This window comes from Nocardioides sp. LML1-1-1.1, assembly GCF_040676175.1.
Lineage (GTDB): Bacteria > Actinomycetota > Actinomycetes > Propionibacteriales > Nocardioidaceae > Nocardioides.
Window position 1 is genome coordinate 47,761 of the sequence record NZ_JBEGHK010000008.1, and the last position, 20,680, is coordinate 68,440.

Annotated in this window: 25 protein-coding genes; 8 read left to right on the forward strand and 17 right to left on the reverse strand. The window is 70.1% G+C overall.

Annotation, left to right across the window (positions count from 1 at the left end; genetic code table 11):
• Positions 1 to 30: 30 nt before the first annotated feature.
• Positions 31 to 633, reverse strand: coding sequence for a hypothetical protein (locus tag MRBLML1_RS22100; RefSeq protein ID WP_364520174.1), 603 nt, complete (start codon positions 631 to 633; stop codon positions 31 to 33).
• Between the two features lie 351 nt (positions 634 to 984).
• Here MRBLML1_RS22100 and MRBLML1_RS22105 point away from each other — a divergent pair, with 351 nt between their 5' ends.
• Positions 985 to 1,935 carry a GGDEF domain-containing protein gene (locus MRBLML1_RS22105; RefSeq protein ID WP_364520176.1) on the forward strand — a complete coding sequence of 317 codons (951 nt, stop codon included), beginning with the start codon at positions 985 to 987 and terminating at the stop codon, positions 1,933 to 1,935.
• Positions 1,936 to 2,260: 325 nt separating this feature from the next.
• Here MRBLML1_RS22105 and MRBLML1_RS22110 read toward each other — a convergent pair whose 3' ends face one another.
• From MRBLML1_RS22110 to MRBLML1_RS22185, 16 genes are all read right to left on the reverse strand, one after another.
• Entirely contained in the window at positions 2,261 to 2,467 is a 207-nt protein-coding gene (locus tag MRBLML1_RS22110) for a hypothetical protein (RefSeq protein WP_364520178.1), read from the reverse strand.
• Positions 2,468 to 2,480: 13 nt separating this feature from the next.
• Positions 2,481 to 3,905 (reverse strand): glycosyltransferase family 2 protein, encoded by a 1,425-nt coding sequence (locus tag MRBLML1_RS22115; protein ID WP_364520180.1) that lies wholly within the window; start codon positions 3,903 to 3,905, stop codon positions 2,481 to 2,483.
• A 363-nt stretch (positions 3,906 to 4,268) separates the two neighbouring features.
• Positions 4,269 to 6,311 (reverse strand): RICIN domain-containing protein, encoded by a 2,043-nt coding sequence (locus MRBLML1_RS22120; protein WP_364520182.1) that lies wholly within the window; start codon positions 6,309 to 6,311, stop codon positions 4,269 to 4,271.
• A 246-nt stretch (positions 6,312 to 6,557) separates the two neighbouring features.
• Positions 6,558 to 7,658, reverse strand: coding sequence for an IS30 family transposase (locus MRBLML1_RS22125; RefSeq protein WP_364520184.1), 1,101 nt, complete (start codon positions 7,656 to 7,658; stop codon positions 6,558 to 6,560).
• A gap of 72 nt (positions 7,659 to 7,730) precedes the next feature.
• A complete protein-coding gene (locus MRBLML1_RS22130) occupies positions 7,731 to 8,810 on the reverse strand; it encodes an ABC transporter ATP-binding protein (protein WP_364520186.1) in 1,080 nt (359 codons plus the stop codon).
• 13 nt (positions 8,811 to 8,823) lie between these two features.
• Complete coding sequence (locus tag MRBLML1_RS22135; RefSeq protein WP_364520188.1) at positions 8,824 to 9,330, reverse strand: DeoR/GlpR family DNA-binding transcription regulator; 507 nt, start codon at positions 9,328 to 9,330, stop codon at positions 8,824 to 8,826.
• A 48-nt stretch (positions 9,331 to 9,378) separates the two neighbouring features.
• On the reverse strand, positions 9,379 to 10,389 hold the full coding sequence (locus MRBLML1_RS22140; RefSeq protein WP_364520190.1) for a hypothetical protein: 1,011 nt from the start codon (positions 10,387 to 10,389) through the stop codon (positions 9,379 to 9,381).
• A complete protein-coding gene (locus MRBLML1_RS22145; RefSeq protein WP_364520192.1) occupies positions 10,389 to 10,907 on the reverse strand; it encodes a hypothetical protein in 519 nt (172 codons plus the stop codon). The genes MRBLML1_RS22140 and MRBLML1_RS22145 overlap by 1 nt, the downstream gene beginning before the upstream one ends.
• 34 nt (positions 10,908 to 10,941) lie before the next feature.
• Positions 10,942 to 11,067: a hypothetical protein gene (locus tag MRBLML1_RS22150; RefSeq protein ID WP_364520194.1), complete on the reverse strand. Its 126-nt coding sequence runs from the start codon at positions 11,065 to 11,067 to the stop codon at positions 10,942 to 10,944.
• Between the two features lie 44 nt (positions 11,068 to 11,111).
• Complete coding sequence (locus tag MRBLML1_RS22155) at positions 11,112 to 12,215, reverse strand: hypothetical protein (RefSeq protein ID WP_364520196.1); 1,104 nt, start codon at positions 12,213 to 12,215, stop codon at positions 11,112 to 11,114.
• Positions 12,216 to 12,332: 117 nt separating this feature from the next.
• Positions 12,333 to 13,373: a DNA-processing protein DprA gene (gene dprA / locus MRBLML1_RS22160; protein ID WP_364520198.1), complete on the reverse strand. Its 1,041-nt coding sequence runs from the start codon at positions 13,371 to 13,373 to the stop codon at positions 12,333 to 12,335.
• Entirely contained in the window at positions 13,370 to 13,543 is a 174-nt protein-coding gene (locus MRBLML1_RS22165; RefSeq protein WP_364520200.1) for a hypothetical protein, read from the reverse strand. The genes dprA and MRBLML1_RS22165 overlap by 4 nt, the downstream gene beginning before the upstream one ends.
• A gap of 10 nt (positions 13,544 to 13,553) precedes the next feature.
• Positions 13,554 to 14,582: a DUF4192 domain-containing protein gene (locus MRBLML1_RS22170; RefSeq protein WP_364520202.1), complete on the reverse strand. Its 1,029-nt coding sequence runs from the start codon at positions 14,580 to 14,582 to the stop codon at positions 13,554 to 13,556.
• Between the two features lie 16 nt (positions 14,583 to 14,598).
• Complete coding sequence (locus tag MRBLML1_RS22175) at positions 14,599 to 14,991, reverse strand: single-stranded DNA-binding protein (protein WP_364520204.1); 393 nt, start codon at positions 14,989 to 14,991, stop codon at positions 14,599 to 14,601.
• A 124-nt stretch (positions 14,992 to 15,115) separates the two neighbouring features.
• Positions 15,116 to 15,535 carry a hypothetical protein gene (locus MRBLML1_RS22180; RefSeq protein WP_364520206.1) on the reverse strand — a complete coding sequence of 140 codons (420 nt, stop codon included), beginning with the start codon at positions 15,533 to 15,535 and terminating at the stop codon, positions 15,116 to 15,118.
• Positions 15,536 to 15,742: 207 nt separating this feature from the next.
• The gene (locus tag MRBLML1_RS22185) at positions 15,743 to 16,198 is read right to left on the reverse strand and encodes a hypothetical protein (protein ID WP_364520208.1); all 456 of its coding nucleotides are present in this window, start codon (positions 16,196 to 16,198) and stop codon (positions 15,743 to 15,745) included.
• A 308-nt stretch (positions 16,199 to 16,506) separates the two neighbouring features.
• Between MRBLML1_RS22185 and MRBLML1_RS22190 the strand changes: the two genes are divergently transcribed.
• From MRBLML1_RS22190 to MRBLML1_RS22220, 7 genes are all read left to right on the forward strand, one after another.
• Positions 16,507 to 18,081 carry a ParB/RepB/Spo0J family partition protein gene (locus MRBLML1_RS22190; protein WP_364520210.1) on the forward strand — a complete coding sequence of 525 codons (1,575 nt, stop codon included), beginning with the start codon at positions 16,507 to 16,509 and terminating at the stop codon, positions 18,079 to 18,081.
• Positions 18,082 to 18,197: 116 nt separating this feature from the next.
• Positions 18,198 to 19,202 (forward strand): DUF932 domain-containing protein, encoded by a 1,005-nt coding sequence (locus MRBLML1_RS22195; RefSeq protein WP_364520212.1) that lies wholly within the window; start codon positions 18,198 to 18,200, stop codon positions 19,200 to 19,202.
• 79 nt (positions 19,203 to 19,281) lie between these two features.
• Entirely contained in the window at positions 19,282 to 19,533 is a 252-nt protein-coding gene (locus tag MRBLML1_RS22200; protein ID WP_364520214.1) for a hypothetical protein, read from the forward strand.
• Positions 19,530 to 19,742, forward strand: coding sequence for a hypothetical protein (locus tag MRBLML1_RS22205; RefSeq protein ID WP_364520216.1), 213 nt, complete (start codon positions 19,530 to 19,532; stop codon positions 19,740 to 19,742). Before MRBLML1_RS22200 ends, MRBLML1_RS22205 begins: the two co-directional genes overlap by 4 nt.
• Before the next feature lie 142 nt (positions 19,743 to 19,884).
• Positions 19,885 to 20,034 (forward strand): hypothetical protein, encoded by a 150-nt coding sequence (locus MRBLML1_RS22210; protein WP_364520218.1) that lies wholly within the window; start codon positions 19,885 to 19,887, stop codon positions 20,032 to 20,034.
• Positions 20,031 to 20,273 (forward strand): hypothetical protein, encoded by a 243-nt coding sequence (locus MRBLML1_RS22215; protein ID WP_364520220.1) that lies wholly within the window; start codon positions 20,031 to 20,033, stop codon positions 20,271 to 20,273. The genes MRBLML1_RS22210 and MRBLML1_RS22215 overlap by 4 nt, the downstream gene beginning before the upstream one ends.
• Entirely contained in the window at positions 20,270 to 20,641 is a 372-nt protein-coding gene (locus tag MRBLML1_RS22220; protein WP_364520222.1) for a hypothetical protein, read from the forward strand. The genes MRBLML1_RS22215 and MRBLML1_RS22220 overlap by 4 nt, the downstream gene beginning before the upstream one ends.
• The last annotated feature ends 39 nt before the right edge of the window (positions 20,642 to 20,680 follow it).

The window sequence follows — 20,680 nt, forward strand, 5'->3', positions numbered from 1 at the left end:
GGTTCGCTGTACAGCCATGCTCTCCTCCCGCTACTGGACGAGCGTCCAGGTCAGCGGCTGGCTCACCGTGATCCCCTGGCCTGTCACCCCGGCACCGCTGGCGAGTGCGACGGTCAGACGGCACGCCCACGAAGAGCCGGCGTTGAGATCGCCGCCGCTGGCTGTGTGTGACTTGGTCGCAGACGGCGGCGCCGCGGCGGCGTACGCGAGATCGGACCAGGCGGTGCCCAGCGAGTACGACGTGCCGGGCGAGCAACTGACCGAGATCCTCAGGTCTCCGTTGACGCAGAGGTCGGCCGCAGCAGGGGTGCCGCTTCCCGCCGCCGGCGACTGCAAACAGGTTCCCGGCGCCAACTGGAAGGACGTCGCTGGCGCGCCACCGATGTTCTTGAACACGATGTCCACGGTGCGACTGTCCCCCGGAAACAAGGGCGAGCCCGTGCCGCCGTACTTATTGACGGTGGTGCAGGTGTAGCTGTTGACCGGACTCTGCCCACCGTCGCTGGACCGACAGACCGGCGTTCCCTGGGACCCCGGGCCCGTCTCCTGCAGGATCACCGCGCTGGCCGTCACCGCGGAGTTGTCCGAGTTGGTGATGATGGCGGTCGTCCAGCCCGACAAGGTGCCAGTCACGCCAAGGCTGAGGACGACCGTTGCTGCACCGCAAGCCAGCCAGAGCAGCAATCCGGGTCGGGCCGGGCCCCGACGTGCACGCCGCCGGCCACGTGACCAGCCCATCGCCACCTCGATCGCGCCCCGGTCGCCGCTCTCGAGAGCAGCGCGGTGGAGGCAAGGAGGATCACCTCAGGGTGCGCCGCCCCGCGGGGCTCTGACTTCAGTTCGGGTCGGTAGGTGCACCGCGAGAGGGAACGGACCGCGACGAGACGAAGGGCGGGACAGCTCGACGGTGAAGTAAAGGTCTCATCAAACTGCGTCTACGCCGGGCGCTGCGGATCTACTATCTGGTCCGGAAAGGGGTTCGCCATGGCAGGGTTGGATGTGCTTCTTCGCGCGGTCCAGGAGTTGTCGTTGGCGCCGCGGCTGACCGACGTGCAGCGGGTCGTCACGGCCGCCGCGCGCGAGCTGGCGGGCTGCGACGGGGTGACATTCGTGCTGCGCGACGGCGAGCAGTGCTACTACGCCGATGAGGATGCGATCGCGCCGCTGTGGAGAGGGAAGCGGTTCCCCGTTGAGGCGTGCGTGAGCGGTTGGGCGATGCAGCATCGCGAGCACGCGGTCATCCCGGACATCTATGACGATCCCCGGGTGCCCCACGAGGCGTACCGGGACACCTTCGTCAAGAGCATGGTGATGACTCCGATCCGGACGATGGCGCCCATCGGAGCCGTTGGCGCCTATTGGGCACGGCTGCATGAGCCTGCGGAGGAGGAGATCGCCCTGCTGCGGGCGCTCGCTGACGCGACGTCCTTGGCTCTGGAGAAAGTCTCCATCCACCGTGAGCTCGAGCAAGAGGTGCGGCTGGCCAAGGATGCTCACCGGTTGGCCCAGACCGACGACCTCACCGGGACCCTGAACCGGCGCGGGTTCGGCGAACACGTCGCGGAGGCCATGCCCCGCGAGCAGTCCAGCGATGCCGCGGTCGCGTTCATCGACATCAACGGGCTCAAGGCGGTCAATGATCGCGAGGGACATGTTGCCGGTGACCGACTCATTCAGGACGTGGCGCGGATCCTGCAGATGGCCGTCCGGCCCGGCGACGTGGTGGGCCGGGTGGGCGGTGACGAGTTCGCCGTGTTCGCCCTCGACCTCGACCCGGCCACGCTGCGAGCCCGGCTTGAGGTCGCGCTGTCCGGGCGCGCGAGCGTCGGCACCGCCGCGCTGCACAGTCCCGACGAGCTCTACGACGCGCTCCTAGCGGCCGACGTCCAGATGTACGCCGCCAAGGCTTCGCTTACCCGCACACCATCGGTGTAGCAACCTCGACGGTCCACGGCGAAGCCGTTGTGCGGCCGCGCCGCGATGAAGGATTGACCCCAAGGCGCCGCGCGGACCGCTTGATCGAGGGGGTTGTCTCACTAACGTGGCTCGGGCCGGGTGCGCCGTGGCGCAGGTAGGTGAGTGCGGGGCCGGCTCAGCCGCCTCAAGGGCTCGGCGTGCAGCGTGTGGCAGCCTTGGCGACCCACGCTCAGGTCAAACCCCGGGGCCCGCTGATCGTGGACGACCGACCCCGTTCCCGAGCGCACTCCGTGGACGGTAGCCAGGGCGCAGGACCTCGAACGTCTCGGGTGACTCGGCGCGTCTAACGCGGTCCGTCGGGGTGGATGCTGCGGGTAGCGGCGCGCTCGTATCGGCGTCGGCGCCAGTCGTTGAGGTAGATCTTGGGCGACATCTTGGCGATGGCGAGGGCTGTGTAGACCACGGTGTTGATGGCGACGAACGTTGCGGCGACGGCGAACCATTCGGTCTGGAGAGTGCTTTCGGGAAGAAGTATCCCGAGGATGGTCACCAGGTGTGGCATCTCAGTCACCGACCTTCACGCCGGCTTCGGTCTGGACAATGTGTTTCCAGGCTGCCTCTCGGTTGAGCGAGATGTCGATGATCCCCTTGAGGTACACGACGTCGAGGAACAAGGAGTAGCCGAGCTCGGGGAACAGGGTGGCTGCGAGCAGTCGTGCGCGCCAGCCGCCGGCCCACACGGTCACGACGCGTTCGAGGGTGAAGATCGTTCCGATCCCGATCCAGAAGGTGAACCAGATCCACTCATCCATGGCCAGCATCATGATCAGCATGAGAGCCATGTAACTGAAGAGGGCGACCACGCCGTAGCCGATCCCGAGCTGTTGTGCCCAATAGCGGAACGTCGCTGGCCGCATGCCGTAAGAGCCCAAGTTCTCCAGAGCTCCTCGCTGCCAGCGTAGGCGTTGTGCCCACAGGGCTCGCCAGGTCGGCATGACCTCGGTGACGACGGTGCAGTCCGGGGGCGAGATCACCAGTGCTCCAAGCGACTTCAGCGCGAGGGTCAGCTCATTGTCTTCGGTGAGGACGACGGTGTCGTAGTAGTCGCCGGGAACCCCGGGCAGGTTGCGGCCGCGCTCAGCGGCGACGGTGCGCAATGCGCGGGGGCGGTAGAGCGAAGCGGTGCCGGTGAGCACGAAGACCCGTCCGCGGCGGCGTTGAAGCTCCCGGGCGTAGCGGGTGTACTCGTTGCGTTGGAACTGTCCCAGGAGTTCTCCTTCGTCCTCGCCGTAGAACAACCCGCCCAGGGCCATCAGGGCCCGGTCGTCGGTGAAGCGCCGCACCGCGTTCTGGAGGAAGCCGGGGTCCAAGGTGGTGTCGGCGTCCATCACCATGACCGTGTCGTTCTCACCCTGGTCGGGGAGGATCCGGGCCAGAGCCTGGTTGAGCGCGCCGGCCTTCTTGTGGGCGTTGCCGACCGACTCGAAGACGTCCACTCCGAAGGAGCGCGCGATCTCGATGGTGCGGTCGGTGCAGTTGTCTGCCACAACGACCACCCGCCGAGGTCGGTGCGACTGTTCGAGCAGCGAGGTGAGGGTATGCGGCAGAGCGCTCTCCTCGTTGTGCGCTGGGATGAGAACCGTGACGGTCACCGGCCCATCGAACACCCCCAGGGTCTTCTCCATCACGACCCGTGGGGCTAGAGGCTGGTAGGCGGGGTCGAAGCCGCGGCGGGCACGGTTGGCGATCCGTCGCTCCAACGCCGCCACGCCGGCAGCGAACAGCAGCGCCAGCGCCCCAGCCGCCACGATCACCCTCAGCGAGGGAGCCTCGGTCGCGTAGAAGACCTCCCACAACCCGAACAGCACCCCGCGGGAGGGAGCATGGCCCCGCTCGGGATCAGCGATAACGATCGCCCAGATCAGCGCGACTGCTGCCAGCAGGGTCGCCCCGAAGATGAAGATGCCGACCAGCCTGTTCAGCCGCAACTGTTGCCCTCTCTATCTGGCTCCCCGGCGGGCGGCGCCATGCCACATCGTCCACAACGGCTCAGCGAGTACCCAACAGGTCATTGGGACAAACGTGTCGGCACGACGACCGCGTGTTGCGCAGGATCCTCGCGTGGTGTCCCGGCTGCCGGGCTTGTCAGACGCTGCGGCGCTGGGTCATGGGACGCAACTTGTGCCGGGCCGGAGTCGATCTGGATGGGTTGACACGGTTCGGACCACACGGGCACGCCTTTCGATATCGTGCGCGTGCTTGAGCTAGTCAGCGACGTGCGAACGCCCGAGATCGCGTTTGGCAGGTGTGCGACCACCGACCCGGATGCTGTGGGCACCGGCAGTCGATCCTCAACGCAGTGACCAGCGCACCCCTTCGGAGAAGTCGCAGGCGCGCATCTCCAGCCCGCTGCCCACTGTGACGTCGGCGGCGCCGAGGCAGAGCCCGCCGCGCATGAGCCGCAGCGACATCCCGCCGGCGGGGTTGCGCAGCACCCGCCACTGCTGGTTGTCCTGGGGGGCGCACGTCCAGGTGCCCACTTGGCCGCCTTCGTCGGAGTCGTAGGCGTCGAAGCAGCGGCCGGTGGCCGCGCTTGCGATCTGCCAGGTGCCGTTGTCGCTGTGGGTGAAGGTCACCTGGGCCGCAGGGCCCGACGCCTCTCGCAACAGCAGTCCGGTGTTGCCGGATGCGCCGTCGGGCACGCCGGCGAAAAGCCCAGACGCGTTCTGGATCAGGCCGGTCGCCTCCGTTGGCGGGACGATCGCTTTCCACCTGTCGACCGCGCTGGGCTCGATGTGCCAACTCGAGGTCAGCTCGAGGCCGCAGCGCACCTGCTTCAGCCGGGCACCCGCGAGGATCGACCGCTTCGACGGGGCGACGCAGCGGCCGGTCGCCGCGCTCACGACCGCCTCGCCCACCACCGGGTGGCTGACCACGGTGAACTTCTGGCGCCCGGCCGCGCGACACCGCTCGAGGACCAGCCGGCCCCGGGGCGCGGTGGCGAGACAACGGCCCGAACTGTGCTTGAACCGGTAGAACGAACCGGCGGGGTGGATTGCGAAACGAGCCGTGGTGTCCTTCGCGCGGGCCTGCACGGGACGGCCGGCGGTGCTCCGCGACGCCGGAAGCCCCGACTGCGTGTTGACGAGCCGATAGTCCCGCGCCCCCTCGACCGGCACGGCGGGCCAGTTGGCGACCGGGCCGGGGTCGACCTGGGACTCGACCGCGAACATCGCGACGCCGGTCGCCCGCCGGCCCGAGGGGTCCTCCACGACATAGGTGACCCAGTCGGTGACGGGCTCGGCGGTCGCCGGGGGCACGTAGGTCACCACGTTGCCCGACCGGGCGAGGGTCCCTCCGAGGTGGCTCTCGGACCGGATCGACCGCAGCATCAGCCGGCCGCCGTTGGCGTCGTGGTCGTTGGCGGTCGGTCGGAAGGAATAGGGGATGCCGCTGGTCTGGTGCTCGACGAGGTCAAGGGCGGCGTACGGCGGCACGGGTTCGCTCAGGGGGGCGACCGCGGGAAAGGGCGGGGCGTCCCACGCGAGTCGCTGGTCGCGCTTGCGGATGATGGCGCTGAGCTCGGTGCCGTCGAAGCGGTGATATTGGTTGCCCGACTCGATGGTCGGACCCTCCGGGCCCTTGGTGTGGTTGTCGTGGGCGCCCCAGTTGTGGCCGATCTCGTGACGGGTGACGCCCCACGGCGTGCCGAACCCGCTGTTGCTGCTGGTCCCCGAGCCGCTGCTGATCGTCCCGTTCCATGCGACACCGGCGCCCCCCGGGCCGCCGTGCCATAGGGCGGCGGCGTCGACGTCCGCGTCGGCCTGAGCGCCCTGCCACTCGGTGGTGACCTTGTCGAGCAGGTTCTCGTAGCCGGTGTAGGGCTCGGCGGTGGCGGACCCGCGGATGACGACCCGGCCGGTCGCGGGGCGCAGCCGGGCGTCGACCTCGTAAGCGGCGAGCATGAGCACCGTGTTGAGCTCGACGTGGTCGAGAGCGCGCGCTACCGAGCTGTTGACGGTGTCCGGGTCGGAGAACCACCGGTGGGCCAGGTCGTAGCCGACGTCCCAGCGGTATGTCGTACCGCCCACCTGCCCCGGCGCGACCGTCACGTTGCGGGCGGCCTCGGCGGCCGAGGGCCACTGAAACGTGTCGGGCTGGGTCAGCCCGCGGGTCGAGGTCACGATCTCGTCGAGGAAGCTCCAGGTGCCGCCGCGGTCGAAGACGATCGCGCCTTCGACTTTGCCGTCGGATCGCAGAATGCCGGCCGCCAGGGCGCTCGGGAGCCCGTCCACACTGCCGAGGTAGCTGCGCTCGGCGGGAGCCGCGACGGGGTGGAAACTCCCATCGGACTGCTGGACGAGCACCTCGAAGCCCGGCGACCTGGACTCCACCGGATGCAACCGCACTGTCAACGTCCGACCGTCGTGAGTCACCTCGCGCACGATTTCCGCCGGTGCCGCAGCGGCGCCCGGCGCCGGGGCGGTTGTCAAAGCGCTCCACGACGGCGACGCCGCGCCGGTCGTCAGTGACGCCACCATCAGCGCGACGGCGGCTCCGGCGCTGCGCCAGATCTTCCTACTCATGTGGTTCCCTCCGGTTTCTCCCTGGGTGAAGGATATGGCCGACGCTCGGTGCGTCTAGTCAAGGAACCGCCGGCGGCAACCGTGCGGTCGCCAGCGACGGGTCTGGATCTCGGCAGCTCGGTTCACGACAATGATGCGCACCCGTCGGCCGTAGGCCGCAGCACGTGCCGTCGTCGCTGCGCCCGAGCGGACCGTCAGGGCCGAGTGAGCCAACCGGACTAGCATGGATGGAGAGCAGACGTGGTTGCTGCAATGTGGATCACGGGCGCATTGGTTTGGGTGGCCCTTCTGGGTGCCGCCTGTCGCGTCGTCAGAGGTCGGCCGGAGCAACGCCTGGTGGAACGGCAATAGCTGTTCGTTGAACCCTTCTGTGGGTCTCTTCCATCGGAAGGTCTTGCGAGGTCCGATGGTGTTCAGCGCGGGAGCGACTGCCTCGACTTCTTCGGCCGCCCATCTCGATAGATTCGTGCCCTTGGGGAGGCGCCGGCGAAGGACTCCGTCGGTGTTGTCGCTTGTCTCGCGCTGCCGGGGGTTGTGGGGATCAGCGAAGAAGGCCGGGATGCCAGTGTCGACCCTGAACTGGGCAGGTGCCGACATCTCCTTGCCCGGCACCAGGTCACCGATTGGGCCAGTTGCTGGGTCAGCCGTCGTCGTCGCGTTCGCGAGGGTGTTGTTCAGTGCGCCGTGGCCGGCCAATGCCGGCGCCTTCTTGGCGATGAGCCTGTGCCGGTAGCCCACTTCTCGGGGCAGGTGGACCAGCATCGTGAACCGCGTCGTCCGCTCGACGACGGCCCCGATGGCCGAGCGCTCAAGCCCGATGATCAGGTCACCTTCCCAGTGTCCGGGCATGGCCCGATCCTCGGCTTCGGCAGGTCGCTCGCTGAAGAACGACTCAAGCATGACCTGCGCCCGCGTCTTGCGGCGCGAAGGCGCCCGTTGTGCACCTAATGCCCGGCCGGTTCGAAGGCGCAAGATCAGCTCGCGTGGGAGCGCGTCGTCGCGGCCCTCAATGAAGTGAGCGTGGTAAAGCGCCACGTGGCCGACCCTCGCTGACTCATCATCGGGGAAGTCAAGCTTGATCCGGTTCGCGATCTGCTCTGGACTCCACTCCACCACTCCCCGGAACTCCTGTTCACCACACAGACCGTCAGTCATGCAGAGCCTCCAAAGGGGTCATGTCAGAACCACGGGGAAGTCCCCAACGTCCCGTTGTCAACCAAGGACGGCTCAGGCGGAGAGGCGTAGGCCGGTGGTGGTGTCGAAGAGATGGATGTGGTGGGGGTCGGTGGTCACGTGAATGACGCTGCCCTTGTGGATCGCTCGGCGGGCGCCGATACGGACGACGAGCGGCGCGGAGGCGCCTTTCATGTCGCAGGTGCCATAGAGGTAGGCGTCCGCGCCGAGCTCCTCGACGACCTCGACCCTGACCGGTAGGCCGGAATCCTCGACGGCGAGCCGCCACGCTTCGGGCCGCACGCCAAGTGTGATGGCGCCGGTCGCACGGGACGCGGCCGCACGATCGATGGCCAGCGAGTGGCCGCCGAGCCGGGCGACGCCGTCGGCGTGTGGGACTTCGAGGAGGTTCATGCCCGGTGAGCCGATGAATCCGGCGACGAAGAGGTTCGCGGGCCGGTCATAGATCGCGAGCGGGGTGTCGACCTGTTGGAGGACGCCGTCCTTGAGCAGGGCGACTCGGTCGCCCATGGTCATGGCCTCGACCTGGTCGTGGGTGACATAGACGGTGGTGACTCCGAGACGCTGTTGAAGGGCGGCGATCTGGGTGCGTGTGGATACCCGGAGTTTGGCGTCGAGGTTGGACAGCGGTTCGTCCATGCAGAAGACCTGGGGTTGACGCACGATCGCGCGGCCCATCGCGACGCGTTGCCTTTGGCCGCCGGAGAGTGCCTTGGGTTTGCGGTCGAGATAGTCGGTCAGACCTAGAAGTTGCGCGGCGTCGGCGACGCGGGCGGTGCGCTCGTCCTTGCTGATGCCGGCGATCTTGAGGGCGAAGCCCATGTTGTCCGCGACGGTCATATGCGGGTAAAGGGCGTAGTTCTGGAAGACCATGGCGATGTCGCGTGCTTTGGCGGGCAGATGGGTGACGTCGCGGTCGCCGATGCGGATCTCGCCGCCGCTGACCTCCTCCAGGCCGGCCAGCATCCGCAGCGACGTCGACTTGCCGCAGCCGGACGGTCCGACGAGGACCATGAACTCGCCGTCGTTGATCTGCAGGTCGAGGTGATCGACCGCGGGTCGGGCGGTGCCGGGGTAGGTGCGCTGGGCATGGTCGAAGACGACGGCTGCCATGGGGTTGTTCCTCTCAGACGATGTCGACGGTGGTGCCGTGGGCACGGAAGGCGTCGGTGACCTCGGGTGGGATCGAGTTGTCGGTGACCAGGCGATCGAGAGCGCTGGTCTCGCAGATGCGGGCGAAGGTCCGCTGGCCGAGCTTGTTCGAGGTGGTTACGACGGTGACCTGTCTCGCGCGCTGGACCATGACGGCGTTGATGGCGGCCTCGTCCTCGTGGAAGCAGCTCGCGCCGGCCTCGACGTCGAGGGCGTCGACGCCGAGGATCAGGTGGTCGATCCACAGCTCCTGCAGGACGCTGTGGGCGAGCGGTCCGACGACCTCGTAGGAGGAGGGTCGGGCCACGCCGCCCAGCGAGACCGTCCGAATGTGCGGGCGGAGGACCAGCTCGGTGGCGATGTTGAGTGCGTTGGTGACGATCGTGAGTGCGGGTCGTTCGGTTCCCAGGTCCGAGCGTGCGGCGAGGTGGCGGGCAGTGGCTGCGCATTGAGGATCTGATCCCGGTTCCGGTGGACCCAAACTGGACCGGCCCCTGAGGTCGAGGTCCTCCGCCGCCCACGTGCTTGGTCAGGCGACGTCGAGCGCGCCGGAGGAGATCTCCTCGTCGATGTCCTCGAGCGCGAGGGGCGGCACCCAGCCTTGTTCCTTGGCGTAGCGCTTCGCCCGGGTCGTGGAGACGCGCTGCGGCACGGTGTCGGCCGGCGGCAGCGTCATGCACAGCTCGTCGAACAGCGCGCTGGCCTTACGGGCGGTGGCGACGGTCATTCGACATTCCCCGCGCACGATCGGGATCACGTTCGCGGCATGCCGCAGCCCGAGCCGTCGCCCGATCTCGGACATGGACCAGCCCAGCGCGACCAGCGCCTGCAGGCGGCGGGAGATGGCGGCGGAGCGCTCTTGGTCCAGCACCGCTCCCCCGGCGAGCCTCAGCGGCGCGGACCAGGTCGGGTCGAGGGCGTAGAGCTTCTCGGCGGTCTCGCGCAGCACGCGCCACGAGGGCGTCTTTGAGCCGTCGGGCTGGCGCTTGCCGTACATCAGCTTCCACAGCGCCCCGTGGGCGACTCCCGAGCGAACGGCGATCGTCTTGAGCCCCATCCCGGCGTCACGCGGCTCCTGGACGTGGAGCCGCAGCGGGTAGGCGTCGACGTAGCGGTGGTAGCGGCCGTAGGCCTTCAACCGGTTTCGCTCGCTCTCGGCCGCGGCGTTGGCCGTCGCGCACGGCGCGCACCGGCAGCGGTCGAGGACGTAGCAGGCGCGGGTTCCGTGCTGGTGGTTTGCCTGCTTGTGGTGGCACGGCTTCGGTGTCCGGTCGACCGCGGCCGCTCGCTCCTCGGCCAGGGCGGCGCGGAGCATCGCCTCTTCCTGCTTGCGGCACGAGTGCCGGGAGAACCAGTAGCGCGCCTCGGCTGCGCCGGCGTTCTCGTAGACCGCTTCCAGGCCGCAGCGGGCGCATCGGTGCTTGCGGGTCGACCGGCGTACGCCGGCGGCACACGCGTGCTGGGTGGCGGCGGCCTGGGCCTTCTCCCTGGTCTTGAAGAGCCGCGACCAGCCGCACCCGCACATCGCCCCGGCCGCCATCAGCTGACGCCTCTCCGTGCGGCCTGTTCGTCCTGGGCCAGCCGTGCCTCGGTGGTGGCCACCGCCCGCAGCAGCGCCCCCTGCAGTGCGTGCGGCATGGGTTCGGGCTCTGGGTTGAGCGCCGCGGGGACGACCCCTCGTAGGGTGCGTGGCCCGTGCGGGACCAGGAGACCCCAGCCCTCGGGCAGGTCGTCGCGCACGATGTCCCGATGGGCGGCGACCAGCCACCAGTAGTGCATGTGGGGTTGGAAGGCGGCGGCCTTGGACGGGTCGCGCAGCTCGGCGAGCCAGTCAGACCGCGACACCTTGACCTCGTGACCGTGGAACACCGGCGGGAAGGCGACGGGCTGCTCGCGGGCCCAGGGGGTCGAGTGCATCGAGGTCGCCACGAACTCGCAGATGCGGTGGCGCTGGAACCGAAGCCCGACCGGGACGTGCTCGGCGCGCAGGTACTTCGCGCCGCTCCAGGCGCCGTTCGTGACCCGGGTCGAGCAGCGGACGTTCAGGCGGTCCAGCATCGACCGCTCGGTGTGGGCGCCACGCATCGCTGCCTCACTCGGTGAGCGGTGCGTCGGCCCAGGTGAGCAGGTCGGGCGCGGCGTCCAGGACGCGCTCGACGCTCACGGTCCACATCCAGTCGATGCGGACGGCCGGCGGGTCGGTGGTCAGGGTGATCATCGGTGGGTTCTCCTTGTCGGGTTTCGTGGTCTGCGGGCTGGGGTTTACGCCAGGAGCGCCGTCGCGGCGGCCGCCACGATCACGAGCCAGGCGATGACGAACAGCCGGCGGCGCAGCCGGTCGGTGGGGGTCCTAGCTGATCCGGCGCGGTGGTTCTCGACGAGGAAGCCGGCGCCCGTGGCGGTCATGCCCAGCGCGCTGATGGTCACGGAGGGAATCTCCGTCAGCAGTCCGATCGGCAGCGCTGCGATGGCGATCGCCACACCGGTCCAGATCAGGCGGCCCACCCAGCGCGGGCGCGGCGTGGCCGAGCTCTGGGCCTTCGGGTCCTCGGGGTCGAGGCCGTGGAGCCGGGCGTGGGCGCGGTCGCCGGCGCAGACGAGGCGCTCGTGGGTGCCCTGGTCGCAGTTGCAGCGGCCGCTGTCCAGCGACTCCCTGATCGCCTTGGCTTCGGCCTGGATCTCCTCGTCGAGCTCGACCAGCGCAAGCACGCGGGGATCTGTCGCCGCGTTTGCCGCGTGCGGGGGCCGCACGATCGTGTCCTTCGACAGGGCGCGGTGAAGGCGGCCAGCCATCACCAGGTCGTCGGTTCGGGCTCGCGCGCCGGCGCAGATCGGCCCAGCGGATCGCCGGGAGCACGCGCGGAGGTCCTCGAGGAGGTGCCGGTGGCGGTCGCTGAGATCCTCGAGGTCCTCGCCTCGGATCGTGAGCTCGTCGGGATCGTCGCCGCCGAGCGCCACGATCGCTCGGCGCAGCTGCTCGACGCGCTCGCGCCTGATCGCGTCGCGCTCGTCCTCCGGCAGTGATCGCCACGCGGCGCGGGCGTATCGGCAGAGGAACCAGTAGCCGACGCTGGACACGACGAAGACGCCGGCGAGAACCACCGCGAGGACCGTCGCGAGGCTGGTCAGCCGGTCGGTGAGCGCCGCCAGGTCGGGGTCTGGTGCGGGCTCGCCGTGCTCGAGGCCGCCGATCGTCTGGAGGATGACGGGCATCCCCAGGACCAGGACCGCGGCCGCCAGGGGGCGTAGCCACGGTCGGCGACCCGCCTCGATCTCCAGGCCGAGGTCGAGGATCCACTGGGCCGGCCGGTCGGTGGGCTCGCGCGACGTCGCCTCGCTGTGCGGAGTCTTCTGGGGGTCGTTCATGGTGTCTTCCTCCCGAGCTGCGGTCTGGTCGAGGTGGTCGACCAGACCAGGAACTCTCAGCAGAGTAGGTGTGGGTTCAGACGCAAATCGGGTTATCCACAGGCGCCCAAGCCGGCCTCATCTGCGGGGCGTGGTGAGCGGGCCGGCGGCGCCGGAGAACGCCGGCCCTGTGGAGCGCACCGGGCCGGGGACGAAGGACTCGTTGACCTGGTCGACGTCGCCGCTCGCCGCCCGGGCCTGGTGGGTCATGACGTCGGTGACGACGTCCTGGGCGGTGGTCACCGCGCTGGCATGGCCGAGCCGGATCAGCTGGTTGACGCCGGTGGACGCGGCGCTGCTGACGGGGCCGGGGACGCCCATGAGAGGCCGGTGCAGGTTGGTGGTCCAGTGGGCGGTGTTGAGCGCGCCGCTGCGTACCGCGCCCTCGACGACCACGGTTCCCTCGGCCAGCCCGGCGGTGATCCTGTTCCGAGCCAGGAAGCGGGCTCGGGTGGGCACGGCTCCCGGCGGTGCTTCGGAGACGACGAGGCCGCGTTCGGCGATCGCGTCGAGCATCTGGGCGTGCGCGGTCGGGTAGGGCCGGTCGACGCCGCAGGGCATGACCGCGATCGTCGGGCCGCCGGCCAGGAGGGCGCCGCGGTGCGCTGCCTGGTCGACGCCGAACGCCGCGCCGCTGATCAAGGTGTGGCCCATGTTCGCGAGGTCCCGGCTCAGCTCGGTCGCCTGCTCGGTGCCGTAGCTGGTGGCGGCACGTGACCCGACGACGGCCACTGCGTTGCCGGCGAGCTGGCGCAGGTCGTGCGCCCCGCGGAGCCAGAGGCCCACGGGTTCGCCGCCGCGATCATGGAGCGCGCCGGCGTTGCGGAGTGCGCCGAGCTGGGTGGGCCACTCGGCGTCGCCGGGGACGATGAAGCGGATGCCGCTGGCGGCGGCCTGCTCGAGGACCTGGGCGGGGTCGACGCGGCCGAGCTCGTGGGCGAGGGCGAAGCCCCAGTGCGACTCGACGTCGGCGGCGGCCTCGAGGTAGCCGAGGACCTTGCTGGCGCCGAGCTCGTTGACCAGTCCGGTGACGCGGAGATCTCCGGGCTCGATGGTCCGGCTGAGGATGACGCGGGCGAGCCGGTCAGCGTCGTCGACGTCGGGCCGGTTCTCGCTCATGACTGGGCTCCCCACAGCAGCTCGAGGTCGGGGTCGTGGATGACGTCGAGCCGCTTGTCGGGGGCGTACGCCGCGGGCTCGGGCACCACCAGGCGACGCAGCTGGCGCTCGGTGGCGCTGGGCTGGGCACGCTCGGTCTGGTCGATCGGGTTGGTGTCGTCGAAGCTCATCGCGTTCTCCTCAGCGGCCCGGGGCGGGGCGGCCGGTGGTGGGCTGGGTGCGCGGAACGTCCCGCTGATGCTCGGGAGGCTTGGGCACGAAGGACTCGTCGAGCTCGCCGGCGAGGTCGCGCATCTGGGTCTGGTATCGCTCCCATTCGCGGGGGTGGATGCCGTTCTGCAGGGCTGAGGCGACGATGGCGGCCATGGAGTAGGGCCGGTCGGCGGGCACCTGGTCGAGGGCGCACCAGGCCTTGGCTCCGTCGCCGTGCAGCCAGCTGGCGAAGCCGAGCATCGAGGCCGGCGCCGCGCGGACCTCGTCGGGGGCGCGGCGGGTGAGGTCGTTCCAGATCGCCATATGGGAGGTGTGGTTCTCGCGCGTCATGTCCTCCCACAGCGCGTCGCGGGTGCCGATCGTCTCCAGCGCCACGAGCATCCGGGCGCCATCGACGTCGGTGAGCCGGTTGCCGTCGGTGTGGAACTGCTCGAGACGGTCCAGGGCCCAGTCCCGCTCGGCGGCCGGCGTGCTCGCCGCGGCGGCCGCTCGAGCTGCCGGGAGCAGCTGGGCGATCGGCTCACGGTCACCGACCATGGACGCGGCGAGTGAGGCCCTGCTCGAGGCCGGCTGCGCGACGCCGGACAGCACGGTCGCGGCCGCGATCCGCTCGGCGGTCGCCTGGGTCTGCACGCCCGTGGAGCCGGTGTTGAACTCGCGCCACCGCTCGCCGTCGGACCACAGCCGGATCTGGGTGGTGATACCCACGGTCTCGAGGCGGTTGGACAGGTGCTGGCTGGCCAGTTCCGCGCTGCGTCGGTCCTCGGTGAAGCAGAGGACGCCCAACCGTGCGCCGGGTCGCGCGTGGCGGCCGTAGGGGCCGCTGATGGCGTCCCAGACCTTCTCGCGGTCGGCGGCGTTGGTGGGGAGATCGACGCGGGTGATCGGGAGTCCGGGCCCGAAGGGGACCAGGACGATCGACTCCTCGGGCTTGAAGCCCAAGACGTGCGGCACGGCGGCCAGCAGCTCGTCCGGGGACTGTACGACGAGATCCATCGGAACCTCCGCGCGGTCAGCTGGCCTGGGCCGGACGGGTGACGCGCTCGATGCGCGCGGAGACGTACTTGAGCGAGACGCCGACCTCGCCGAAGCGGTTGTCGACGACCACGACGTCCTTGGTTCGCTTCTCGCCGGTCTCCTTGTCCGGCCAGCTCTCGGTGCGCTCGAGGCCGTGGACGAAGATCGGGTCGCCGGATCCGCAGCTGTCGTGCACGTGGGTGGCGGCCGAGCCGAAGATCTTGACGTTGTGGGCGGTGGGCTCGTCGTTGACCCACTCCCCCTGGTCGTTCTGCAAGCGCCGGTTGACCAGGACGCGGCAGCTGACGAACGGCTTGTTCTCGCCGCGGGTGTAGTGCAGCTCGGGTGCCTCGGCCAGGTTGCCGGCGAAGGTGACGGTGGTGGACATGCTTCCTCCTAGGTGACTGCGAGACCTTCGGAGTGGTCCCGCAGTCACCTAGGTCCGATCGGGGTTCGGCAGCGATCACCCGGGCTGAACTTGTTGGGATTCGCTCGTGCTCACGTCGAGCTGCTCAGCAGGGCACCAGGTAGTCGAAGCGGTACTTGAAGACGACGACGCGGATGCCCTTGTACGTGGTCCGCCGGACGCCGGAGAGGTGGTAGTCCCCGACGCGGCACTCCGAGCTGGCCAGGTGGTTGTTCAGCCGCCATTGCCGGTTCTTCAGCGCCCGGTAGGACTTCGTCGACCAGCCGCGCTTGACCAGGCAGCCGCGGAACTGGTGCCGCATGCCGTCATGGGCGTAGGAGGTGTCGAAGACGCTGTCGGAGGCCCAGATGACCACCCGACAGCCCATGTCCTCGACCGGCACGGCGGCCGCGGCCGCCGGCGAGGTCGACGTCAGGCACAGCGCGGAGGCAAGGACCGCGGCGAGAGCAGCCAGGACTGCTCGGTGGGTTGCGCCGCGGCGAGCGCGGCCCGGTGATCTGGACATGTGTTCCTCCTCGGTTCCGCGGGCCGCAGGTCGGCTCGCGGTCACCTAGGTCCGCGGAGAGGGTCGGAACGATCAACGAGGGCGCAAAGAAGCGCCCCGACCGGCTCTCGGGTACCGGATCGGGGCGCTGAGAAGGACGCTAGACGTAGGTACCGACACAAACCGACGCTGGCCGGTCCGATGCCCGCGGCACCGGCCCCGCCGGGCCTACCGTGCCGGCCGGCGCCGCGGAGGTCGGTTGCTGAGCTTCTGCGGCGGCGGAGGCAGGTCGCGGCCGAGCCGCCGGCGCGAGTCCTCGGCCGCGGCGATCACCGCCTCCTGGGCGAACGCGGAGCGCGCGAGCATCCGGCCCAGCTCCTGGCGGTCGGCCACGAGCGCGTCCTCGACCGCCTCGATCGTCGAGGCAGGGAGGTCGTGCTTCTTGTTGAAGCTCTTGCGGGTCACGCTGACCAGGGCGGGGTGCTGCTCGCCGGCGGCCGCGAGCTCGGCGCGCTGCTTGGGTGAGCGACGGGCGTGCAGCTCGAGCGCCTGGGCGAGCCAGCCGACGAACGAGCCGGGCGACTCGGGGTCGGTGTCCAGGTCGGCGACGTAGGCCGAGCGGGCGAGGTCCCACACGCCGGGCTTCCAGTAGATCCCGACCGGGGTCGTGGTCTGGCTGGTCACGTCGCCACTCCCCGGCAGCTCGTCGACGAGCTGCTGCGGCGGCTAACACCAACGTCGCTGCATTCCCGGTCGGGGCCGTGTGCCGCCGTTCCCACTCTCGCTCGATTCCTTCCGTCCGAACAGCTACGAGGTGCAGCTGCGCCGCGCCGCCTCAGCGGAGTCCGCGCCCGTACAAGGCGGGGTTATCCCCACCCTCCGGGCGTGCCCACCTTTCCACAGGTCCGCGCTGTGGCCCGGTAGGCGTCGGTCCCCGTTGAGAGACTTGGGCGTGTCAGTTCTTTCTATTCTACTCACGGAGGACAGTTCGCATGACCGACACCATCCAGACCCCCGCCGACACCACCGCCGACGAGGCCACCAGCGCCGCCGAGACGGAGGAGTTCGTGCACCTGGACCCCGCCGACATCATCATCGGCACCAACGTCCGGACCGACCTGCGCCCCGACCACAAGGAGTTCCGCAAGTCGATCAAGGAGCGCGGTGTCATCGAGGCCGTCACGGTCTACCGCAACGAGGACGGCCAGTACGTCCTGCTGCGCGGGCAGCGCCGCACCGTGACCGCCGCCGAGGTCGGCACCCCCACCGGGACGATCCCGGCGCGAGTCGTCCCCCAGCCCGCCGACGCCGACCGGATCGGTGACCAGTTGGTGGAGAACATCCACCGGGCCGGGATGCGCGAGACCGAGATCGTCGCGGGCGTGGAGCAGCTGGCCCTGCTCGGCGTGAGCGCCGCGCAGATCGCCAAGCGCACCAGCATCGACCGCCCGACCGTGAACGCCGCTCTGGCGGTCACCAAGGCCGACCAGACCCGCAACCGTCTCGACTCCGGCGACCTGACCTTGGAGGAGGCCGCGATCTTCGCCGAGTTCGAGCACGACCCCGAGGCCGTCGAGCGTCTGGAGAACGCCAAGCGGTGGCGGCGCTCCCTGACGCACGAGGCCCAGCGGCTGCGCGACGAGGCTGCCGAGCGCGAGGCCGACGCCGCCGAGGTCGAGCGGCTGCGCGCCGAAGGCCTGCCGGTGCTGACCGCTGAGGAGGTCGCCGAGGCCGACGAGGTGCTGCGCATCGAGCGGCTGGTCACCGCCGAGGGCGAGCCGGTTCCGGAGGAGGAGTGGCCCAACGTCCCCGGCGCTCGCGTCCAGGTCGTCAAGGAGTGGGTCTACCCCGAGGACGAGTACGACGACGAGAGCGAGGAAGGCAGCGACGACGAGGAGGACGCCTACGAGCCCGCCGAGCCCTACCAGCAGTACGTGCCGGTGTGGGTGGTCACCGACCTCGATGCCTCCGGCCTGCGCCGTCGCGGCGGCGTCAGCGGCGGCAGCGCCAGCGACGAGGACGCGGGCGAGAGCGAGGAGGAGGCCGAGGCCCGCCGCGAGGAGCGTCGCCGCGTGATCGCCAACAACAAGGCGTGGACCAGCGCGGAGACGGTGCGCCGCGAGTGGCTGGCCTCGTTCGTGGCCCGCAAGACGGCCCCGAAGGGTGCCGAGGCGCTGATCTGCGAGGCGGTCGTCACCGGCCACTACTCGCTGAGCAAGGCCATGGACCACCGGCACCCGATGCTCTTCACCCTGCTTGGGGTCGAGGTCCCGACCGGCTACTACGGCGCGGGCTCCGACGAGTGCCACAAGATCGCCACCAAGGCGACCACGCCGAAGGCCGCGACCATGACCATGCTCGCCGCCGTCGTCGCCGCGTGGGAGGCCACGACCGGCAAGCACTCCTGGCGCAACCCCACGGCGTGGGACGCCCGCGTGCTCGGCGCGCTCGTGGAGTGGGGCTACCAGCCCAGCGAGGTCGAGCGCATCCTGCTCGGCGAGGAGCCCCAGCCGAGCACCGAGAGCGACGAGACCAGCGACGACGAGGCCAGCGGCAGCGCCGCCTGACCCGTCACCACTCCCCCACCCGAGGGCGGTTCGCCCTGTGGAGAACCGTTCTCAGTGGAATAGAAACCATAGAATGAACTCAGTTCGTTTGATCCGCTACCCGGGAGGACCCCGACATGTCACACGAGATCGAGACCCACGGCACGCAGGCCGCCGCCGTCTTCGCCCGCAAGGACGCCTGGCACCGCCTGGGCACCACCGTCCGCGACCGCGCGTTCACCGCCGAAGAGGCCATGACGCTCGGCCACCTGGGCGGCTGGGACGTGCGGAAGTTGCCGCTGACCACCGCTGAGGTCAACGAAGGCGGCGTCACTGCGATCGAGGTCCCCGGCTTCGCCACGGTGCGGACCAACCCGTTCACCGGCCAGCCCGAGGCGCTCGGCGTCGTCGGCGGCGGCTACACCCCGCTGCAGAACGAGGACCACGCCGAGTTCCTGAACCTGCTGGCCGACGAGTCCGGCGCGATCTTCGACACCGCCGGGTCGCTGCGCGGCGGTCGTCAGGTGTTCATCACGATGCAGCTGCCGGACTCGCTCACGGTCGGCGGCACCGATCGCGTCGACCTCAACATCGCCGCGCTCAACAGCCACGACGGGTCCAGCGCGTTCCGGATCCTCGTAACCCCGGTCCGCGTCGTGTGCGCGAACACCCAGAGCGCCGCGCTGCGCAACCACGAGTCGTCCTTCTCGATCCGCCACACCCGCAACGCCAAGGCCGTGGTCCAGGCCGCGCGCGACGCGCTCGGGCTGACCTTCACCTACGTCGACGCGTTCCAGGTCGAGGCCGAGCGGCTGATCCAGCAGACCATGACCGACGCGACGTTCGACGCCCTGATCGACGCCACGTTCGGCAAGGCCGAGGCCAGCGCCACCAAGCGCGTCCGCGAGACCGAGCGCCGCCGCCGCTCCCGGCTCCACTGGCTCTTCGCCGACGCCGCGACCCAGGCCGGCATCCGCGACACCGCGTGGGCCGGCTATCAGGCCGTCGCGGAGTACGTCGACCACTACGCACCGGTCCGCACCAAGGGCGACGAGGCCGCCGCCCGCGCGGCCCGCGTGCTCACCAGCGACGACCCCGACCGCATCAAGCGCCGCGCCTGGACCGCGCTGGCCCCGGCCTGACCGTCCATCCCGCAAGTCCTCCGGTGGCGGGCTGAGACCCCGAGTCCGGCCCGCCACCGGCCCAACCGAAGGAGGAGCCATGACCGACAGACACACCGCCCTCGCCACCGAGCAGGTCCGCGCATGGGATCTCCGGCCCACCGACACCCTGGTCGACCCGGACCTCGGCGTCGCGTTCCCCATCGCCACTGTCAACGTGGATGAGCCCGGCCGCGCGGGACGAAGGGTCCACATCGCAGCCGTGGTCCTCGGCGCCCGCACCCTGCCGCTCAACCAGTTCGTCACCATCGCAAAGCGGGACGACACCCCGACCCCACGGCCGCCGACGTGAAGACCAGTACCGCCAAGGATCGGCACACCCTCAGCGAGACGGCCTGCGACCTGATCGTCATCGAGCACCGGCTGCGCGACGTGCGCCGCTGGACCCCCGCGCCTGCCCGCGCCCACCTGGACGCGGCCCTGTCCAGCGTCGCCACGGCGCTGGACGCCCTGCACGCCGAGTACGCCCACCGCACCACCACCGAACAGGAGCAGTCATGACCGAGAAGACCCAGCCGGTGCCGACCGGCGCCGCGATCAGCGCGGACGACCAACGCGACATCCGCGTAGCAATGAACGCGCTCCCCTACGCCGCTGACCTCCGCGTGCCGATCCCGGCACGCGGAGAACTCCCGCCCGCGACGTGGTCGCGTTCCTCGACGCTCTGCGCGAGGTGCTGACCGAGGTCGCCCAGCGAGGCGACGATCAGCACCGCCGCCTGCTCGCCCTCGAGTCCGACGTGACGGCGTTCCGTCGCCTTATCGGCACCGCGCCCGCCGAGGTGACCCCGTGAGCGCGCACATCGAGTGGCTGGCAGCCCGCGAGACCAGCGTCCAGGTGTTCACCCCCGGCGAGGACTGGCTCGGTGCCGGTGAGCACCGTCAGCCCGTCCTGACCCTCGCCGGAGACGACGTGGTCGCCATCCAAGGCACGCCCGCCGAGTTGAGAGCACTGGCCGCCCGGATCACCGCCGTGGCCACCGCCGCCGCTGGACGGCTCGACGTCGCCACCCGAGAGGACCAGCCCGCATGAGCGACGACGCGAGCCTCCGCGCACTGGAGGAGCGCGCCACCCCCGGCCCCTGGACCCCGGACGGCGACAAGATCCGCGCCACCGCCGCCGACGCCCTGATCCCGGACAACATCCTCGTCGCCTACGCCGGTGCTCACTGGCAGCGGCTCGGGATCAAGAAGTACCCACGCGGGGGCGACGTTCCCGAGCACGCGCCCGACGTGGAGTTCATGGCCGCCGCCCGCACCGCGCTGCCCGACCGCCTCAACCGGCTCGACCGCATCCGCGACCTTCACGCCAAGTGGGGCGACCACGCCCCCGAGGACGCGGACGGCTACCTCGACCTGTGGGAAACGCTCGGTCGGCTCCTCGACGGCGAGCCCGCCTGACCAACAACCGCAAGGCCGCCCACACCATCGGGTGCGGGC

What these genes read in the sequence shown, in the direction of transcription:
- dprA (WP_364520198.1), bottom strand. Translation starts at nt 13,373, where the DNA reads ATGAGCGAGAACCGGCCCGACGTCGACGACGCTGACCGGCTCGCCCGC.
- MRBLML1_RS22195 (WP_364520212.1), top strand. Translation starts at nt 18,198, where the DNA reads ATGTCACACGAGATCGAGACCCACGGCACGCAGGCCGCCGCCGTCTTC.
- MRBLML1_RS22170 (WP_364520202.1), bottom strand. Translation starts at nt 14,582, where the DNA reads ATGGATCTCGTCGTACAGTCCCCGGACGAGCTGCTGGCCGCCGTGCCG.
- MRBLML1_RS22180 (WP_364520206.1), bottom strand. Translation starts at nt 15,535, where the DNA reads ATGTCCAGATCACCGGGCCGCGCTCGCCGCGGCGCAACCCACCGAGCA.
- MRBLML1_RS22190 (WP_364520210.1), top strand. Translation starts at nt 16,507, where the DNA reads ATGACCGACACCATCCAGACCCCCGCCGACACCACCGCCGACGAGGCC.
- MRBLML1_RS22140 (WP_364520190.1), bottom strand. Translation starts at nt 10,389, where the DNA reads ATGGCGGCCGGGGCGATGTGCGGGTGCGGCTGGTCGCGGCTCTTCAAG.
- MRBLML1_RS22125 (WP_364520184.1), bottom strand. Translation starts at nt 7,658, where the DNA reads ATGACTGACGGTCTGTGTGGTGAACAGGAGTTCCGGGGAGTGGTGGAG.
- MRBLML1_RS22150 (WP_364520194.1), bottom strand. Translation starts at nt 11,067, where the DNA reads ATGATCACCCTGACCACCGACCCGCCGGCCGTCCGCATCGACTGGATG.
- MRBLML1_RS22200 (WP_364520214.1), top strand. Translation starts at nt 19,282, where the DNA reads ATGACCGACAGACACACCGCCCTCGCCACCGAGCAGGTCCGCGCATGG.
- MRBLML1_RS22165 (WP_364520200.1), bottom strand. Translation starts at nt 13,543, where the DNA reads ATGAGCTTCGACGACACCAACCCGATCGACCAGACCGAGCGTGCCCAG.
- MRBLML1_RS22155 (WP_364520196.1), bottom strand. Translation starts at nt 12,215, where the DNA reads ATGAACGACCCCCAGAAGACTCCGCACAGCGAGGCGACGTCGCGCGAG.
- MRBLML1_RS22130 (WP_364520186.1), bottom strand. Translation starts at nt 8,810, where the DNA reads ATGGCAGCCGTCGTCTTCGACCATGCCCAGCGCACCTACCCCGGCACC.
- MRBLML1_RS22145 (WP_364520192.1), bottom strand. Translation starts at nt 10,907, where the DNA reads ATGCTGGACCGCCTGAACGTCCGCTGCTCGACCCGGGTCACGAACGGC.
- MRBLML1_RS22220 (WP_364520222.1), top strand. Translation starts at nt 20,270, where the DNA reads ATGAGCGACGACGCGAGCCTCCGCGCACTGGAGGAGCGCGCCACCCCC.
- MRBLML1_RS22105 (WP_364520176.1), top strand. Translation starts at nt 985, where the DNA reads ATGGCAGGGTTGGATGTGCTTCTTCGCGCGGTCCAGGAGTTGTCGTTG.
- MRBLML1_RS22175 (WP_364520204.1), bottom strand. Translation starts at nt 14,991, where the DNA reads ATGTCCACCACCGTCACCTTCGCCGGCAACCTGGCCGAGGCACCCGAG.